The 13,791-nt window shown below is 64.8% G+C and carries 25 protein-coding genes; 10 read left to right on the top strand and 15 right to left on the bottom strand.

Features of this window, described 5'->3' with window-relative positions:
• Positions 1–4 precede the first annotated feature (4 nt).
• Positions 5–694, bottom strand: a complete 690-nt coding sequence (locus AB4Z44_RS20715) for a hypothetical protein (RefSeq protein ID WP_404711539.1) — start codon at positions 692–694, stop codon at positions 5–7.
• Here AB4Z44_RS20715 and AB4Z44_RS20710 point away from each other — a divergent pair.
• Entirely contained in the window at positions 693–983 is a 291-nt protein-coding gene (locus AB4Z44_RS20710; protein ID WP_404711538.1) for a hypothetical protein, read from the top strand. The two genes, AB4Z44_RS20715 and AB4Z44_RS20710, sit on opposite strands and share 2 nt — an antisense overlap.
• A gap of 29 nt (positions 984–1,012) precedes the next feature.
• Here AB4Z44_RS20710 and AB4Z44_RS20705 read toward each other — a convergent pair whose 3' ends face one another.
• The 14 genes from AB4Z44_RS20705 to AB4Z44_RS20640 form a co-directional block, all read right to left on the bottom strand.
• Complete coding sequence (locus AB4Z44_RS20705; protein ID WP_404711537.1) at positions 1,013–1,597, bottom strand: J domain-containing protein; 585 nt, start codon at positions 1,595–1,597, stop codon at positions 1,013–1,015.
• The gene (locus AB4Z44_RS20700) at positions 1,594–2,085 is read right to left on the bottom strand and encodes a DUF1643 domain-containing protein (RefSeq protein WP_404711536.1); all 492 of its coding nucleotides are present in this window, start codon (positions 2,083–2,085) and stop codon (positions 1,594–1,596) included. Before AB4Z44_RS20700 ends, AB4Z44_RS20705 begins: the two co-directional genes overlap by 4 nt.
• On the bottom strand, positions 2,078–2,344 hold the full coding sequence (locus tag AB4Z44_RS20695) for a hypothetical protein (protein ID WP_404711535.1): 267 nt from the start codon (positions 2,342–2,344) through the stop codon (positions 2,078–2,080). The genes AB4Z44_RS20700 and AB4Z44_RS20695 overlap by 8 nt, the downstream gene beginning before the upstream one ends.
• Positions 2,341–3,087, bottom strand: a complete 747-nt coding sequence (locus AB4Z44_RS20690; RefSeq protein WP_404711534.1) for a hypothetical protein — start codon at positions 3,085–3,087, stop codon at positions 2,341–2,343. The genes AB4Z44_RS20695 and AB4Z44_RS20690 overlap by 4 nt, the downstream gene beginning before the upstream one ends.
• A complete protein-coding gene (locus AB4Z44_RS20685) occupies positions 3,084–3,746 on the bottom strand; it encodes a hypothetical protein (RefSeq protein WP_404711533.1) in 663 nt (220 codons plus the stop codon). Before AB4Z44_RS20685 ends, AB4Z44_RS20690 begins: the two co-directional genes overlap by 4 nt.
• Before the next feature lie 11 nt (positions 3,747–3,757).
• Entirely contained in the window at positions 3,758–4,138 is a 381-nt protein-coding gene (locus AB4Z44_RS20680; RefSeq protein WP_404711532.1) for a hypothetical protein, read from the bottom strand.
• Positions 4,135–5,061 carry a DUF5131 family protein gene (locus AB4Z44_RS20675; RefSeq protein ID WP_404711531.1) on the bottom strand — a complete coding sequence of 309 codons (927 nt, stop codon included), beginning with the start codon at positions 5,059–5,061 and terminating at the stop codon, positions 4,135–4,137. Before AB4Z44_RS20675 ends, AB4Z44_RS20680 begins: the two co-directional genes overlap by 4 nt.
• Positions 5,061–5,453, bottom strand: coding sequence for a hypothetical protein (locus AB4Z44_RS20670; protein WP_404711530.1), 393 nt, complete (start codon positions 5,451–5,453; stop codon positions 5,061–5,063). The genes AB4Z44_RS20675 and AB4Z44_RS20670 overlap by 1 nt, the downstream gene beginning before the upstream one ends.
• Positions 5,453–5,629 carry a hypothetical protein gene (locus AB4Z44_RS20665; protein ID WP_404711529.1) on the bottom strand — a complete coding sequence of 59 codons (177 nt, stop codon included), beginning with the start codon at positions 5,627–5,629 and terminating at the stop codon, positions 5,453–5,455. Before AB4Z44_RS20665 ends, AB4Z44_RS20670 begins: the two co-directional genes overlap by 1 nt.
• Entirely contained in the window at positions 5,626–6,069 is a 444-nt protein-coding gene (locus AB4Z44_RS20660; RefSeq protein ID WP_404711528.1) for a hypothetical protein, read from the bottom strand. Before AB4Z44_RS20660 ends, AB4Z44_RS20665 begins: the two co-directional genes overlap by 4 nt.
• On the bottom strand, positions 6,069–6,212 hold the full coding sequence (locus AB4Z44_RS20655; protein WP_404711527.1) for a hypothetical protein: 144 nt from the start codon (positions 6,210–6,212) through the stop codon (positions 6,069–6,071). The genes AB4Z44_RS20660 and AB4Z44_RS20655 overlap by 1 nt, the downstream gene beginning before the upstream one ends.
• On the bottom strand, positions 6,205–6,648 hold the full coding sequence (locus tag AB4Z44_RS20650; protein ID WP_404711526.1) for a hypothetical protein: 444 nt from the start codon (positions 6,646–6,648) through the stop codon (positions 6,205–6,207). The genes AB4Z44_RS20655 and AB4Z44_RS20650 overlap by 8 nt, the downstream gene beginning before the upstream one ends.
• 111 nt (positions 6,649–6,759) lie before the next feature.
• Positions 6,760–7,152 carry an HIRAN domain-containing protein gene (locus tag AB4Z44_RS20645; protein WP_404711525.1) on the bottom strand — a complete coding sequence of 131 codons (393 nt, stop codon included), beginning with the start codon at positions 7,150–7,152 and terminating at the stop codon, positions 6,760–6,762.
• A gap of 3 nt (positions 7,153–7,155) precedes the next feature.
• A complete protein-coding gene (locus tag AB4Z44_RS20640) occupies positions 7,156–7,830 on the bottom strand; it encodes a helix-turn-helix transcriptional regulator (RefSeq protein ID WP_404711524.1) in 675 nt (224 codons plus the stop codon).
• 86 nt (positions 7,831–7,916) lie between these two features.
• On the opposite strand from AB4Z44_RS20640, the gene AB4Z44_RS20635 reads away from it, so the two are divergent.
• From AB4Z44_RS20635 to AB4Z44_RS20595, 9 genes are all read left to right on the top strand, one after another.
• Positions 7,917–8,147, top strand: coding sequence for a transcriptional regulator (locus AB4Z44_RS20635; protein WP_404711523.1), 231 nt, complete (start codon positions 7,917–7,919; stop codon positions 8,145–8,147).
• 235 nt (positions 8,148–8,382) lie between these two features.
• On the top strand, positions 8,383–8,856 hold the full coding sequence (locus AB4Z44_RS20630; protein WP_404711522.1) for a hypothetical protein: 474 nt from the start codon (positions 8,383–8,385) through the stop codon (positions 8,854–8,856).
• 111 nt (positions 8,857–8,967) lie between these two features.
• Complete coding sequence (locus AB4Z44_RS20625; RefSeq protein ID WP_404711521.1) at positions 8,968–9,501, top strand: hypothetical protein; 534 nt, start codon at positions 8,968–8,970, stop codon at positions 9,499–9,501.
• The gene (locus AB4Z44_RS20620) at positions 9,498–10,232 is read left to right on the top strand and encodes a hypothetical protein (RefSeq protein WP_404711520.1); all 735 of its coding nucleotides are present in this window, start codon (positions 9,498–9,500) and stop codon (positions 10,230–10,232) included. Before AB4Z44_RS20625 ends, AB4Z44_RS20620 begins: the two co-directional genes overlap by 4 nt.
• A 1-nt stretch (position 10,233) precedes the next feature.
• Complete coding sequence (locus AB4Z44_RS20615; protein ID WP_404711519.1) at positions 10,234–10,956, top strand: hypothetical protein; 723 nt, start codon at positions 10,234–10,236, stop codon at positions 10,954–10,956.
• An 8-nt stretch (positions 10,957–10,964) separates the two neighbouring features.
• Positions 10,965–12,158, top strand: coding sequence for a DNA-methyltransferase (locus tag AB4Z44_RS20610; RefSeq protein ID WP_404711518.1), 1,194 nt, complete (start codon positions 10,965–10,967; stop codon positions 12,156–12,158).
• Entirely contained in the window at positions 12,155–12,331 is a 177-nt protein-coding gene (locus AB4Z44_RS20605) for a hypothetical protein (RefSeq protein ID WP_404711517.1), read from the top strand. The genes AB4Z44_RS20610 and AB4Z44_RS20605 overlap by 4 nt, the downstream gene beginning before the upstream one ends.
• Positions 12,324–13,520 (top strand): hypothetical protein, encoded by a 1,197-nt coding sequence (locus tag AB4Z44_RS20600; RefSeq protein ID WP_404711516.1) that lies wholly within the window; start codon positions 12,324–12,326, stop codon positions 13,518–13,520. The genes AB4Z44_RS20605 and AB4Z44_RS20600 overlap by 8 nt, the downstream gene beginning before the upstream one ends.
• A 23-nt stretch (positions 13,521–13,543) precedes the next feature.
• Positions 13,544–13,783: a DUF2312 domain-containing protein gene (locus AB4Z44_RS20595; protein ID WP_404711515.1), complete on the top strand. Its 240-nt coding sequence runs from the start codon at positions 13,544–13,546 to the stop codon at positions 13,781–13,783.
• Positions 13,784–13,791 lie beyond the last annotated feature (8 nt).

Raw genomic sequence — 13,791 nt, 5'->3', positions numbered from 1 at the left:
CTGATCATCCGGCAAGCCGATCAATGTTGCCGCGCTCGACGCGGAACTGCAGCGCGACCACGAACGGGTTATCCTCCCAGGTCTCGCCCTCCTTCGCGTGGAGCGACCGCCACAGCTCTGCAAAGGCCTTGGCCGGATCGAGCCGGTGGGCAGTTTCCGGCAGAGTGTCCACGCCCCAGGCGGATGCACCGAAGGTCTGGGGGAACGCCTCGAGCCCTTCGGCGATGGCGTCGTCGCGGCTGATTGACTGCAGGGGCTCGATCTTCACCAATTCGAGAATGAGCGTCAGGCGCGATGCCCAGCGGGGCATGTGCATGCCTTGGCGATGCTTACCGTCAAAATAGCCGCCTCTGTCCGCGACGAACTCAACGGTGAGATCCTTGGACAGCTCGCGGGGCGGAACGTTATCCTGCGCGCTCGAGACGCGCCAATGCTCCCGCACGTAGAGGCGATCGCCGACGGCGTAGCGCGGCATGACGATCACGCCGTTCCGGGAATGCCAGAGGCACGTCTGCTCCGGCACCGGCCGACCGCGGATGTCGGTCACGCCGCTGCCGCCGATCGTCGAGACTTCCCACGCGCCGAGGTGATGGGGCGCCGGTGGCGTCTTAATGATACGCCGTGTCTGCGTCTTGCGCCCGGCAAGCAGCGCGCGCACCATCGGCGCCGAGAAGATGATGGGGCGATCAGTCATGGCGACCAGCCGGAAATCGGTGAAACTGGATTTGGAGATCCGTCCCGCACCGGGATCGGGGCTCGAAATCGACGGGACCAGCGAGGATGTGCTGGTCCGCGTTTACCTCTCCGACGGGTTGGCCAATTCGCTGCAGGGAGACGGCGGTCCGATCTCCGTCCACCTCCCCGCAATCGAAGCCGCCGCCAGCATCAAGCTCGAGGAGGGCGATTACGAACTGGTCCTGCTCCACCCAGCGGGCGGCCCCGAATACCGGTTGATCCAGCTCGACGCGGGCGACCTTGGCTAAGCGCGATCGATCATTTGCAGCGGCCGCGTTCATGCCAGCACCTGTCCGAGCGCGACATCGCGCGCGACGTTCAGCTCGGCCATGCCGACCCCATCACCGCCGGCGTCAGGATGGATGCTCCGGGCTTTCGCCTTGTGTGCCGCCTCGATCTTCTCTCGCGGCGCGCCTGGCTGAATGCCCAGGATTTCCCAGCATGTTTTCTCGCCGATCATCGTCGGCGACGGCAGCGCGATGAAGCCGGTGAAGGTTTGCTGGACAATGCGAAGGCCGCCGTGCCGGGCTTCGGTGATCCGTGCCTCGAGCACGTAATGGATCGCCTGAAGATTGTGCTCGAGCTTCGGGTAGCGATCGACCGCGATGCAGCGCTCTTTCCCGTCCCAGACGAACCAGACGGCCACGCCGGGATCGGTCGGGTTCTGAACCCCGAGCGAGTAATTCGACGAGATCACGACGTCCGTGACCCTCTTGCCGGTCGTTTCGCCGAAGCGGCGGAGCGAGCCCTCCACATTCTTGAGGGCCGGGCCCAAGCTCGTCTTGAACTGGCTGGTCGCGCGGCGGCCGGGCTCAGTGCGCGGTACGCCGATCGGCCAAGCGATCGGGAATGCGGTTGTCATGCTGGGATCCAAGGCTGGAGCTCACGCTCGTAAGCGAGCATGAGCGGGTGGCAGGGGTGCCCATCTTTCGCTGGCGCGCCGATCGACATCGGACGTCGGCTCACCATCTGGGCGATTTCGAGGACGCGCCGGTATCGGCACCGCAGGCGTGCGGGCAGTTTGGCCGCCGGGCCCCACGCCACCACGAAGCGATCGGCTTCGCGCAGCATTTCCATGAGGTGAGCATCGTTGTCGGGTCCGACTGGATCGGTGGCCCTCGAAAGCACCCGCACATCGGTCGATCGGTAAGCAAACAGGTTCCCAACGATCAGCCGGCCCCAGCCGTAGCGCGCCCCGAAGCCCTTTAGCTTTCGGATGGTGGCGTCGTCCTGCTGGGCATCGGCGGTCGACGGATTGACCATGATGACCGCCGTCGCGCCCGATCCTTGGCCCGTCCGGTCCAAGCGATAGCGGTAGAGCCCGCATGGCGAGATGATCGCGCTATCCACCGGCACTCTCCGCACCGGCGGCGGTCGGCCCATTCACGAAGCTTTCCCTGTTCCGCTTGCGCAGGAACGGGACACTGTCGGCACCTTCGTGGCGCATGTCCTCGGACGACCGCGCCTCGATGATCCAGAAGCGGTCACCGGCGCGGGTCTCGCGCTGGCCCAGCGCGATCGCCTGTACCCGCGAGCCCACTTCCCCGATATTGTAGGTCTCGGGTTCGCCGTCTTCGTCGAAGCCGACCCACCAGCGCCACGGGCTCATGCTGCTTGCCTTTCCAGCGCCCGGGCGGCGCGCACTTCGGTGAAATCGGCCGCGATCACCTCGACCTTCGGCGACACGCCGCGCCAGGCATCGGCGCTGAAGGCGCAGTCGATGCTTTCGCAGGTGATCTCGATCCCGGTGAGGCGGTGAAACCGATCGAACTTCGTGCTCGGCCGGCGGCGGTAATTCGGCCGCCCGCTATATTCGAAGGGACAAGATCCTGACGGCAGGATGAAGGTCGCGAAGTCCGCACACTCGCTCGCGATGTCGAGCACGGCGAGATCGTCCTCGCCGGAATAGCGTGGACTGGAGATCTTCGCCGTCTTCCCGAACGGCGGGTTGCTGAGCGCGAGGTCGAAGTGACCGAGCGTGGGTGCCGTCTCGACGCCGACACAGACCCAGCGCGCCTCGGGGAAGATCTTTCGGCCGACCTCGACATAGCCAGGATTGAGCTCGATGCAGGTGACCTCCGCCCGGCAGCCGCTTATCCACCAGTTCCACAGCGCGAGCGCGCCGATGCCGGCGCAGAGATCAATGATCCGATCAGCCTGCGAGAAATATGCGACATCGTGCGCCAAAGCCGAGGGCGTGAAGAACGCACCTGCGGCCGAGTTGATGTGCGTCGCGCTCTCCTGCCAGTTGTTCAGCACGAACTCGCGATCGTCATCCGACAGGCGGTCCTGTTGGAGCATGGCGACGGCTTCGGTGTGCGCCTTGATCTGCGCTTTCGAGAGACGGCTCATGGCTGCTCTCCACGCTGACCAGCCAGCCAGGCGCCCACCTCGGGCACCTGCCGCTCGATTTCGAACCACCGAGGATAGCGCCCCTCGCGCCCCCGGAATTGGCCAGGGAACGCGACCAGGTCATCGAAGCGCTTCCGATCGCGGCGCAGGGTCAGGAACGTCCGGAAATAGGCCGTGATATCGTCAGGCAGATTCGGGGCGGTGCTGGACGCCCCTCCGAGATCCGCGCGAAAGTTGATGGCGGTCGGCGCCAGCACTGGCGAGGGCAGGTCGAAGACCGCAGACTTCTCATAGCCGCCGGCCGCATCGATTTCGACGCCGACCTTCTTCCAAGATCGTGCGAGCTGGTAGCGGTCCAGCACCGCCATATCGGCGGGCGGGAAGCGCTCGAGCGCCAGCCGGTGGAGCTCGGCGAGGATTCGCTCCTGCTCGGCCACCGGCAGGACAGAGCGCGAATGGGCGAGGTACGCCTGCCGCGCGATCACACTGAGCAGCTGCGCATCTTCGGTCTTCCGGAAGATCGCCTTCGCGTCCGGTACCGGGAAGCCCGCCGGGCCGACGGGCATCGGCCGGCGCTGCCGGAGCTTTGCCTGATAGGCATCTTCCCCCTGTTGAGTTGGCGTGGTGCGCGGGAGCGAGGCGAACTCGCCGGCGGACATTGGGCGGCGGCTCATTGCTCGTGCGCCTTCTTCCAATTGGCGCCCATGACGGTCCCATCGAACCAATAGCGCCAGAGGCCGGCGGCCATGTCGACGGCGTCGATCGACCAGTTCGCCTCGAATGTGCGCCAGCCGATCCGGTGCTGCTCTTCGTGCGCGCCGTCGCACATCGGGATGGCGTGCATGTCCGCGACCTTCGTAGCGACGCCCTTCCCTCCCGCGTGATCCACATGACACGCGCGAACCGTGCCGCGGCAGATGTGGCCTCGCTTGTCAGCCAAAGTGCAGCGACGGCCGCGGATCCATTGGAGGAACGGCGGGCACCGCTTCTCCGCGTCGGCGCGCCAACTGTTCTCGCGGCGAGGGCGCGCGCGTGTCCGGGCGAGGCTCATACCGGGAATCCGTTGTGCTCGACGCCATCAAGCAAACGGCCGGCGGCGTTCTTCCCGACCCGGTAAACGAGATCGGTCGCGTGGGCGGTGAAGCTGTGCCCTCGAACCCGGGATGCGCCAGCATCATCGGCGAAAACCACGTAACGCTGCATCCAGTCGCGGACATTGCCGCGCCGATCGGTGACCGGCCGATCTTGTACGATCCGAGCGACCTGCATCGGCGCCCACTCGCCCCATTGCTTAAATAGAAACGCCACGTCCGCTGCGGCGCATTGGTCCCGCACCGCCGTGGGCCACAGAGGGTTCAACGGGCGCGCGCCCGCGCCGCTCTCGCCGCCGACGATCACCCAATCGAGATGCTTCAGCCACTCCTGCCGGAGCACAATCGGGCCAAGCATCGGCTCGATCGAGAGACCCACCCACGGAATGCCCAGCTTCGCCTTCAGCGCGAGCAGGCGCGGGATATCGCGATCGCACTCCGCCTGGTTGACGACCGAGACCAGTAAGCCGGCGTGCTTCGGCCAGTTGCCGCCGATCGCTGCGAGCCGCTTTTCAACTGCCGAGATCCGCTTCGTGACGATCTGAATATCAAGACCGTCGCACTGCCCGATGCGGTACCAAGCCTCAGCGAGCCATTCGATTGGCACCTCCAGATCGAACAGGTCCGACATGGACTGGATAAACACGCGCCGACGCCGATCGAAGTCAGCGTAGAACCACGACGCGCTATTCTGGAGCTTGAGGATCAGCGCGACCGCGCCTTTGATCTTACGCCGCGGCGCGCCCACTCCCCACAGGCCGCCTCCAGTCCGCTTCGACCACGCCTCGGCATAACAATGGTCACAGCCGGGACCTACCTTCGTGCAGCCCCACCAGAAATTGACCGTGCTGTCGGTCCACTCAATCCCCGAGGTTTCGGCCATCAGAACGGCACCTCGGTGGCGTCGATATCAGTGCACGTCGGAATCCGGACACGCGCTGGCTCGCGATCGTATTTCAGCCATTCGCGGAACGAGACGCCGCAATCGGCATCCAGATATCGCTGGTAGCGCGCCTGAGATCGGGTCAGCTTCGGCGGTGCCGGGCTATTCTCCGCCATCCAGTGGCGGCCCTCGTGGGTCACGAGGAACAGGTCATCGCCGCCGGTCAGCGGCCCGCCGTCCCGACGCACCATATGCCCAGCCTCGACCAGCGCGCAGCAGGTCGCGAAATCCTCGCTGCCTGGGCCCGTGACGAAGTGCCGCCGGTACTGCGTGCCGCGGCCGAACTCGTCGACGCCGAGTGCGTGCTGCAGGATATGGAGGGCCGGCGACATCAGCGTTGCGCCTCCAGCTCGCGCTTCAGCTGCTCCGGCCGAAGCGGCACGCGATATCCGCGCTCATAGGAGAAGCGGGCGCCGGCATCGGTGAGACGCTGGCGCAGCTGGCGCGCGCGGGCTTCGGCGCGCTCCACGGCTGGCAGCAGCCGGCGGACATCAGCGGCGGCGCTCATTTGCCGCTCCGGACGGCGTGGGCCAGCGCCCATCCTGTATCCGTTAACCAAAGGTAGCCGTTCCCGCTCACCGTGACCAGGTTCAGGCCAGTGCCAAACCGTCCTTCGATCTCACCCTTGCGATGAGAACCGAGCCGTTTCGCTGCGGTCGATGTCGCCCAGCCGCTCGACTTTCCCGCTCGCCAAGAGACGTACTTCGATTCGGGTGATCGCACCTCACCGCGGCGCAGCAGGTCGAGATGTTCCGCCGCGAGTGCTTCGATTAGAACAAGCTCGGGATCCGTGAGGACGGCTGAGTATATGGCAGCGCGCTGACGTCCGACATTCGCGAAGCTATGGGCTTCGGCCGCATAGCGTACGCCGATTGCCTTCGCGATCTCTGGCCCGGACTTACCGGCGAGCGCCAACTTGTGCGCTTTATCTGCGAGCGCCGCGTCCATCACATCGGCCTCGTGAAATAGAAGGCGGCCAGCACCAGGAAGACCGCGAACACCATCCTGATCAGCCCCTTGTTGAGGGCGATCACCCACGCGTCGGACTGCGCGCGAATCTTCTTCAGCTGCTCGGGCGACAGATCAGCCATTGTCGATCGCCCGATAGGCATCCCATGCAGCCTGCTCGGCTTGGAGGTTGCGGTGGTGGGCCTGCTGCGCTTCGACCAGTGCGCGCTGAGACGCTGCAGACTGACGAGTGGCGAAGGCCACGGCGCGGGCCAGTGCCGCCCGGCGCTCTTCGATCGCGCGGCGCGGATCCCTAGCCCGCTCGTTAGCGATCGCGAGCAGATCATCAGCCGTCAGGGTGCCATTGGCCAGGTCTATGCGGGCAGCGCGCGCGCCGATCCGCTCCACCAACTCGGCCATATAAGCCTGATCGCCTTCGTAGGCCGGCGTTCCCGGCTGGGCGTCTGCAATGCGCTTGGTTACCGCGCGAAGCTCAGCGATGTCGGGCGCAGCGTCTTCGAGCGCGCTTGCAATTGCGGCATCGCTACCGACCGGCGGTTCGATCCTCTGGTGTATCACATCCAGTCCCCATCATCACCGCTTCTCGCGAGCCGCGGGTGCGGCTGGTCTGCGGAACGTGGGGCTCACCTACAAGTCTCTTGTGATGTCCGTCAACAAGTTTCTTGTGGCTTAATCGTCGGGAGGGATCTCATCCGGCCACCAGTCGGGATCAATGTCCGTCTGCTGCTCAAACGCGGGCGGCAGATCCGGTTCATTCCCGTCGAACGTCACCCGGATAATTGCTCCGTGCTCGGTGGCCTCTTGGAATGCCGCGCGTATCGGGGCGCCTGACCGGATTACCGATCCGAGAAAGGGCGCCCGCTCTGCCGATATGTAGCCGAGCTGACCTCCCCGCTCGGTGAGCACGGCCACCGCACGCGGATCGTGCGGGTTTTTCGGTTCGAGGCGCAGCTCAATCGGATCGCCCGGCTCGCAGAGCATCACGAGAAAGCGCCGATTCGAACCATCGCTATTGGGAAAACGCACCCCGACGACGGCCAGGGAGAGCTCGGTGATGGGCACAGATTAGACCCGGCGACCGAACCAGATCACGCGGCCCATTATTTCTACTTCTTCGACCAAGCGCTCGTTGGTCGAATAGATTGGGTTGCCGCTGATGACGCGGAGGGACGGCGGTTTAGATCCCGGCACCTTCTCGAGATATTTGACCACATAACCATCGCCATCCCACAGGCAGAATGCTCCCGGCTGCGCCACGCTTTTCTTGCGGCGGTCAATGAGGATCTGATCCCCGGACAGGAACGCCGGCTCCATCGAATTGCCGTCGATCTCGATAGCCAGCAGATCTTCCGCAGAGAGGCGCAGAAAATCTTCCACAAGCGCCCGAGAGAACACAGCCATTCGCGCGTCGCCCTCACCTGTACCACCGCCGCCGGCTCCCGCGAAAGTCGGGAGCATCTCCACCAAGACGGCCGCCTCGTCTAAGGCTTCATCCTCGTTGGAAATTCGCTCGGCTTCGACGGGACTGCCGCCCGCTTCGAGCGCCGCTACCGCGTATCGGAACCAGCCCGGTACCTTCTTGCCGGTGTTCTCGAAATTCCAGATCAGCTGCTGGTTGAACTTGACCGAGTATCCTTCCGCATCAGCAAAAGGCTGAGCGCGCTTTGCAAGGTCGCTCGGCGACCAGCCGAGCTTTTCCCGTTCGGCCTTCAGCCAGCGTTGTTTCACCAGGACGTCCATGGGAAACAGCCCTACAAAAATCTTGGCGCTCGCGCTCTCACAAGATACTTGTTGCATATGCCACAAGGCTCTTGTAGGTGAAGCAAATGAGCCACGAAGCTTTCCGGCGGGCACTAGCCCGGTTTGACGGCAACCAGTCAGAGTTCGCGCGGGCGATCGGGACCTCGCAACAGCGGGTGTCGTACATCCTCCAGAGGGGCAATGCTTGCCCAGCCGAACTTGTGCTTGCGGTCGAACGAGCGACCTCGATCCCGCGCTTTGAGCTCCGTTCGGACATTTACCCGCCCTCCGAGCCGCAAGCAGCGGCGGCAGCATGATCGCTTTCGCTGTCGATCGCTCCCGCGACTGTTACCGTCTGATTGACGGTCGCCCGGTAGAGCTGCTCCGCTTCCTGCCAATCGGGCCCAGTGCCAATGACGACCGACTCCCGCAGGTTGCGCGTTGCCCGAGCTGCTCCGCGGACACCGTCCATCCAACCGCTCGCACGTGCGAAAAGGTGGGTTGCCCAATCAAGCATCTGTCCGGTGCGTCTCATGATTTTGCAGGTGCAGCATGATGGCGGGCAAATCTGCCCCCCAGCACCGTACCGTTACGGCATCGTTGCTCCTCGATGCTATCGGCGCGAGCCTTCAGAATATCGCTGACGAGGATCGCGCTACTGATGCTGACCTCGGCGCCGTCCTGGGCAAGAGCAAGGACAGCGCCGAGCGGTATCGCAAGGCCATCGGTGACATGGGCGCCATCTCCTTCCTCCGCGGCTGCGCGAAATGGGACGGACGGTTCGCAAATCCAGTGCTGGCGCAGATCGGCATGAAGCTGGTTCCGCTCGATACCAGCGACGGCAACGATCGCCAGGGCGTCACGACCGTGATGCGCGCAGGCATGGCGCTGCTGGAGGCACTGGAGAACGACAACATCGTCGACGACGAGGAACTGGATGACCGGCGTGCGCTGATCGAGGCGGGCGGCCGCGTGTTCAACCAATATCGCGAGCGGCTTCGATTGAGGCTGCCCAAACCGGACTGAGGACCAAATAGCCGGCCCGCCGGCGGGGAGTACCGATGATTGAGAACGGCAGCGCTGCCGTGGCGATGGCCACCGCAGCGGGGAAAACTTGCGCCTTGCGGAGATCGCGCGATGAATGCGCCGATCTCCCAGGATCGCTGCGACCGCCTTCGCCGGCTCGCTGCGACGCATAACCTGACCATCGCTGCGCAAATCGTCGGCATCAGCATGACGGCGGCGTCGGGCATCAAGCGTCGCGGCTGGCGAATGGCCGATGGGGTCGCCGCACGGCGTCGGCCGCGTCCCCACGACTTCGTCATTCAGGCAAGCCGGATGACGCTGGCCGAACTCCAGCGTCATTACCAGACCGGCCAGCATCAGGTCGCGCGCTGGCTCGTGGGCATCGAGCGGACCTATCAGCCGAAGACCTCTGCGGTGGTTCGCAAGGAACGACCAACCCGCGCGGAAATGGCAGCGCGAATCAGCGAGTTGGGCGCGACCGAGGCAGCGAAATCCTTCGGCGTCACGCAGCGGACATTCATTGCCTGGCGCACGGCGGCGGGTCTCCCTGTCCAGCGGAAGCGCAAGACGATCATCCGCGAGCGGGCCGCGCGCACCCCGCGCATCGGCTGGGCCGAGCGTTATGTTGCGGAGGCGCGCGGATGAACGCCCACTCGCAAACCCTTCGACGCCACGGCTCGATCGAACCCAAGGGCTCGCGCTTCAAGCTGAAAAACCATCCGGCTGTGATCGCCGGCCGAACGATCATGGGCGCTCGCGTCTATGACCAGGCCGCTCTCCCACGCTTGCTGATCAGCGGCCACAACAGCCGCAAAATCGGGAAGACCGTGGCCAAGGGCCGGTGGCGCGGCATGCCCATCTTCACGCTGACGCTCGAGGAGCGAGCGACCTGTCCGAGATCCTGCACCGAATGGACCGCCTGCTACGGCAATTCAATGAATTGGGCCCGGCGCATAAAGCATGGGCCCGCTTTCGAAGTTCGGATCTGGGACGAGCTGGGCGAGAAGCAGGCGGCTCACCCGCGCGGCTTCGTCGTGCGCCTCCACGTCCTCGGCGATTTCTATTCGGTCGGTTACGCCGAGATGTGGGCGGAGGCGCTTGAGACTTTCCCGGCCCTGCAGATCTTCGGTTACACCGCGCGCGAGCCGGAGAGCGAGATCGGCGAGGTCATCGCCGGCCTGATTGGCCTCTATCCCTCCCGGTTCGCCGTTCGGTTCAGCGGGCTCGATGCGCCCGACCATGGCTCCATGGTCGTCGATCGTGCGGCGGACACCGATCACCTGATCTGCCCGGCCCAGACCGGCGCAACCGCGTGCTGCGCCACCTGCGCCCTTTGCTGGCAGTCGACCCGCACCATCGCATTTCTGAGGCACTGAGATGGCATTCTCGAAACTCACCATCGGCCGCATGCTGGACTGGATCCGGGCTTGCATCGACAAGGGCATCCCGGCGCCGACCGATGCCGAAATCCAGGAGCATTTTGGGTTCGACAACGTCGAGCGGGCCCGGACTCTGCTCGCCGAACTTGCCGATCGGGGCGCCATCACGATCCAGCGCGTGAATGGCGATCGCGTCGGCATCACCATGGGCCGGAAGTCGGCTGCCGCATTGATAGGCGTCGGACGCCCGACGCCGACGATCAAGACCCCACAGCCTCCGCGGACAAAACCGCGGCTTGAAATCATGCGCGAGATCCTCGCGCGCCGCACTCGGGAAGCGACCGCCAGCGCCGTCAAAGCGTCGAAGGATGACACAGCGAGCCAGGCCAAGCCCGTGGCCGCGACGCCAGCGCCTTTGGTGGCACCGGCGGCAATCGGAAAGCCTGCCCCGAGGCGCCAGATCAATTTCGATGTCGATGCCCCGATCTATGAGGTCCTTGTCGCCGAGGCCGAGAAATCTGGCATCGCACCCGGTCGGCGCGCGCGCGAACGCTTCCTGTCGACGTTCGACGTCCCGGCGAAGAAGCCGCTCATATCGGCCGCGGTGGCAGCAGCTGCGGTCGAGCGCGGTCAACCCCTCCACGAGTTCGTCGCGGCGCTGATCCAGATCGGCTTCGCGGAACATAAGCGCCAGAGCACGGCCGGGGATCAACGGCTGTGAGCGTCCTCATGCTGATCGGCGACGTCCGCGAGCAGCTCGCCAAGATGAAAACGGCGAGCGTCGACTGCGTCTGCACGTCGCCGCCCTATTGGGGGCTGCGCGACTATGGCGTGCCCGGCCAGATCGGGCTTGAGCCGACGCTGGGCGAGCACCTGGCCGTGCTCGTGGAGGTGTTCCGCGAGATCCGGCGCGTGCTGAAGGCGCACGGCACCGTCTGGCTCAATTATGGGGATTGCTACGCTGCCGCTCCGAACGGGAAGTCGGCCGAAGCCTATAAGGAGGACGGCACCGACGACCGCACCTTCCGCGATAAGCCATTTTCGACAGTCGGTCCGATCTACCAGCCGAACCACAGTAACCCGCGCGGAGAATTCGTCGCCGGCGATCGTCAATCCCGTGTCGACCATGGTGGCCGCGTTGTCGCTGGCGGTTTCCTGAAGCCCAAAGACCTCTGCATGCTCGCGAACCGGCTCGCGATCGCGCTGCAGGACGACGGTTGGTACGTCCGGTCGGAGATCATCTGGCACAAGCCCAACCCGATGCCGGAATCGGTCTATGATCGCCCGACTTCGGCGCACGAGAAAATCTGGCTCCTCACCAAGGGCGAGGATTATTTCTACGATCACGAGGCGATCCGCGAGCCTTGCAGCCCGAACACCCATGCTCGCATCGCCCAGAATGTGGCCGACGCGCCAGGGACCGGCGTCGGCTGGGGAAGGCTCGATCGCGTCAACCCCAGCGAGGCCGACCGGGGTCGCGATCGGATCAAGGCCCGGAAGATTGCCCTGCCGGGTAGCGGTATCAAAAACAATTCGAGCATGGCGCCGGCGATCTCCGCGATCGTCAGCACCACTCGCAACGCCCGCAACGTATGGACTATCGCGCCGCGCGCATATCGGGAGGCGCACTTCGCGACCTTTCCTCCCGCGCTGGCCGAGCGCTGCATTCTCGCCGGCGTGCCGAAGACAGTATGCGGCTGCTGCGGTGCCGTCTCGGGCTGCGGCCCGATCTGCGAGACCTTCGAGCGCGTGCCTGGCGTTGTGCTCGACCCGTTCGGCGGCGCGGGCACGGTCGGCATGGTGGCCGAGCGGCTCGGCCTCGACAGCATCCTGATCGAACTGAACCCGGAATATGCCGCGCTCGCCGAAAGGCGCCTCGGCCTGTCCCCCGCGACCGATCCCGTCAAGACGGAGGCCGCATGAAGCGCGACTTCGCCTGCATCTGCGGCTTTCGCGCTCAGCCGCTCGTGCCGGCGGCCGAGGCGCCGATCTGCGCTGAGTGCTCGGTTCCGATGCCAGCGTACGACCCGCCCGCCTGGATCATCGAAAGCCGGCGCGCATCCACCCCAGAAACGAAAGGAACAGCCCGTGGCTGATGCTTCGATTGCGTTGCCGACGCAGGATTTTCGGCACCTCATCGCGATCGCGACCATGCCGCTCGAGCGGCGCAGCAGCATTCCCATCCTTTCGATGGTTCGGTGCCGCGCAAACGGCAGTTTCGAAGTTACTGGCACCGACCTCGACATAACGGTCAGTGCGAAGTTCGACCACGGCGGCGGTCCTGAGGGTAGCTTCATGCTCGCCAAGCCCCGCTCTGTCGCGGAAGCTGCTCGCGGTACTGGCGCACACTCGGTCGAGCTCACGCTCGGCGACAGCGAGCTCGGCGTGACAGCCGGCGCCCTCACGATGAAGGTCGGCAATTTGCCGCCAGTCGACGATTTTCCGTCCTTGGGCGAGATGGCGCACGAGACGTTCACCTCGACCATGAGCCACGCGCAGCTGCGCTCGCTCCATCGGATCGCGGCATCTGTGTCGACGGAAGAGACCCGGTATTATCTCAACGGGATCTACCTCCATCAGATCGCCGGCACCCATTTCCGCGCCGCAGCCACTAACGGCCACCGCCTGAGCGTAATCGACCTGGAATTGCCCGACGCGCGCGGCGAGCTGCCCGGAATCATCATTCCGCGGAAATCGCTGCGGCTGATGCTCGCGTTGGCAGGGAAGCCGTCGCCGAAAGACGAAGGGCTTCGCTTGGCCGTCGGCGGGATCAATGCACCGAACCGCACGGCAAGCACTGCCCCGGAGCGATCTGCGGCCCAAACGCGAATGAGCATGCAGATTCGGGCGGGGAAGGTCGACGTCTGCCTGGCGACGAAGCTGATCGATGGCACCTACCCTGATTATCAGCGCGTCATTCCGCAGCCGGGCGAATCCACGAAAACGTTCGTCTTCGAAAGCGCGGAATTGCGCCGCGCGATCTCGGCACTCAGCCATGTAGTCACTGACGAGGCGCGCGGAGTAAAGGTCAGCTTCGATACGGAAGGTGCGCTGCTCTCTGCGCAAATCCTGGACGTCGCGCTTTCGTCCTCCATTCGCGTTGGTTGCCAGCACAAGCACGCCGGTTTCGAGGTCGGCTTCAACGGCGGCTACCTCCTGTCGATGATAGATGCCGCCGGTCCCGGCGAGCTTGTTCTCAGCCTGGACGACCCTGTGGCGCCGGCCCTGATGCGCAACCCCGCCGATACCGCTTGGAACGGCGTCCTCATGCCGATGCGCGTCTGAGCGCCGGATCTCGGGAGACCATTATGTCGGACAATATCGCTGCCGAGCAGCTGCGCCTCTTCATCGAGCGCATCGAGCGTCTGGAGGAAGAGAAAAAGGGCATGTCGGAGGACATCAGCGATGTTTACTCCGAGGCGAAATCGCAGGGCTTCGATGCCAAGACGATGCGCGCGATCGTGCGCCTGCGGAAGCTGGACAAGCACGTCCGCGACGAGGCCGAGGCCTTGCTCGATACCTACAAAGCGGCGCTGGGGCTCGACTGATGGAGACG

The sequence above is a fragment of the Sphingomonas sp. MMS24-J13 genome, assembly GCF_044905095.1.
In the GTDB taxonomy this organism is placed as follows: domain Bacteria; phylum Pseudomonadota; class Alphaproteobacteria; order Sphingomonadales; family Sphingomonadaceae; genus Sphingomonas_I.
The sequence above is the reverse complement of the archived record's forward strand: the minus strand, read 5'-3'. Positions and strand labels throughout refer to the sequence as shown.

Coding starts and splice junctions, on each gene's coding strand:
- AB4Z44_RS20710 (WP_404711538.1), top strand. CDS start 693: ATGGCGACCAGCCGGAAATCGGTGAAACTGGATTTGGAGATCCGTCCC.
- AB4Z44_RS20715 (WP_404711539.1), bottom strand. CDS start 694: ATGACTGATCGCCCCATCATCTTCTCGGCGCCGATGGTGCGCGCGCTG.
- AB4Z44_RS20705 (WP_404711537.1), bottom strand. CDS start 1,597: ATGACAACCGCATTCCCGATCGCTTGGCCGATCGGCGTACCGCGCACT.
- AB4Z44_RS20695 (WP_404711535.1), bottom strand. CDS start 2,344: ATGAGCCCGTGGCGCTGGTGGGTCGGCTTCGACGAAGACGGCGAACCC.
- AB4Z44_RS20690 (WP_404711534.1), bottom strand. CDS start 3,087: ATGAGCCGTCTCTCGAAAGCGCAGATCAAGGCGCACACCGAAGCCGTC.
- AB4Z44_RS20685 (WP_404711533.1), bottom strand. CDS start 3,746: ATGTCCGCCGGCGAGTTCGCCTCGCTCCCGCGCACCACGCCAACTCAA.
- AB4Z44_RS20680 (WP_404711532.1), bottom strand. CDS start 4,138: ATGAGCCTCGCCCGGACACGCGCGCGCCCTCGCCGCGAGAACAGTTGG.
- AB4Z44_RS20675 (WP_404711531.1), bottom strand. CDS start 5,061: ATGGCCGAAACCTCGGGGATTGAGTGGACCGACAGCACGGTCAATTTC.
- AB4Z44_RS20670 (WP_404711530.1), bottom strand. CDS start 5,453: ATGTCGCCGGCCCTCCATATCCTGCAGCACGCACTCGGCGTCGACGAG.
- AB4Z44_RS20665 (WP_404711529.1), bottom strand. CDS start 5,629: ATGAGCGCCGCCGCTGATGTCCGCCGGCTGCTGCCAGCCGTGGAGCGC.
- AB4Z44_RS20660 (WP_404711528.1), bottom strand. CDS start 6,069: ATGGACGCGGCGCTCGCAGATAAAGCGCACAAGTTGGCGCTCGCCGGT.
- AB4Z44_RS20655 (WP_404711527.1), bottom strand. CDS start 6,212: ATGGCTGATCTGTCGCCCGAGCAGCTGAAGAAGATTCGCGCGCAGTCC.
- AB4Z44_RS20640 (WP_404711524.1), bottom strand. CDS start 7,830: ATGGACGTCCTGGTGAAACAACGCTGGCTGAAGGCCGAACGGGAAAAG.
- AB4Z44_RS20635 (WP_404711523.1), top strand. CDS start 7,917: ATGAGCCACGAAGCTTTCCGGCGGGCACTAGCCCGGTTTGACGGCAAC.
- AB4Z44_RS20630 (WP_404711522.1), top strand. CDS start 8,383: ATGATGGCGGGCAAATCTGCCCCCCAGCACCGTACCGTTACGGCATCG.
- AB4Z44_RS20625 (WP_404711521.1), top strand. CDS start 8,968: ATGAATGCGCCGATCTCCCAGGATCGCTGCGACCGCCTTCGCCGGCTC.
- AB4Z44_RS20620 (WP_404711520.1), top strand. CDS start 9,498: ATGAACGCCCACTCGCAAACCCTTCGACGCCACGGCTCGATCGAACCC.
- AB4Z44_RS20615 (WP_404711519.1), top strand. CDS start 10,234: ATGGCATTCTCGAAACTCACCATCGGCCGCATGCTGGACTGGATCCGG.
- AB4Z44_RS20610 (WP_404711518.1), top strand. CDS start 10,965: ATGCTGATCGGCGACGTCCGCGAGCAGCTCGCCAAGATGAAAACGGCG.
- AB4Z44_RS20605 (WP_404711517.1), top strand. CDS start 12,155: ATGAAGCGCGACTTCGCCTGCATCTGCGGCTTTCGCGCTCAGCCGCTC.
- AB4Z44_RS20595 (WP_404711515.1), top strand. CDS start 13,544: ATGTCGGACAATATCGCTGCCGAGCAGCTGCGCCTCTTCATCGAGCGC.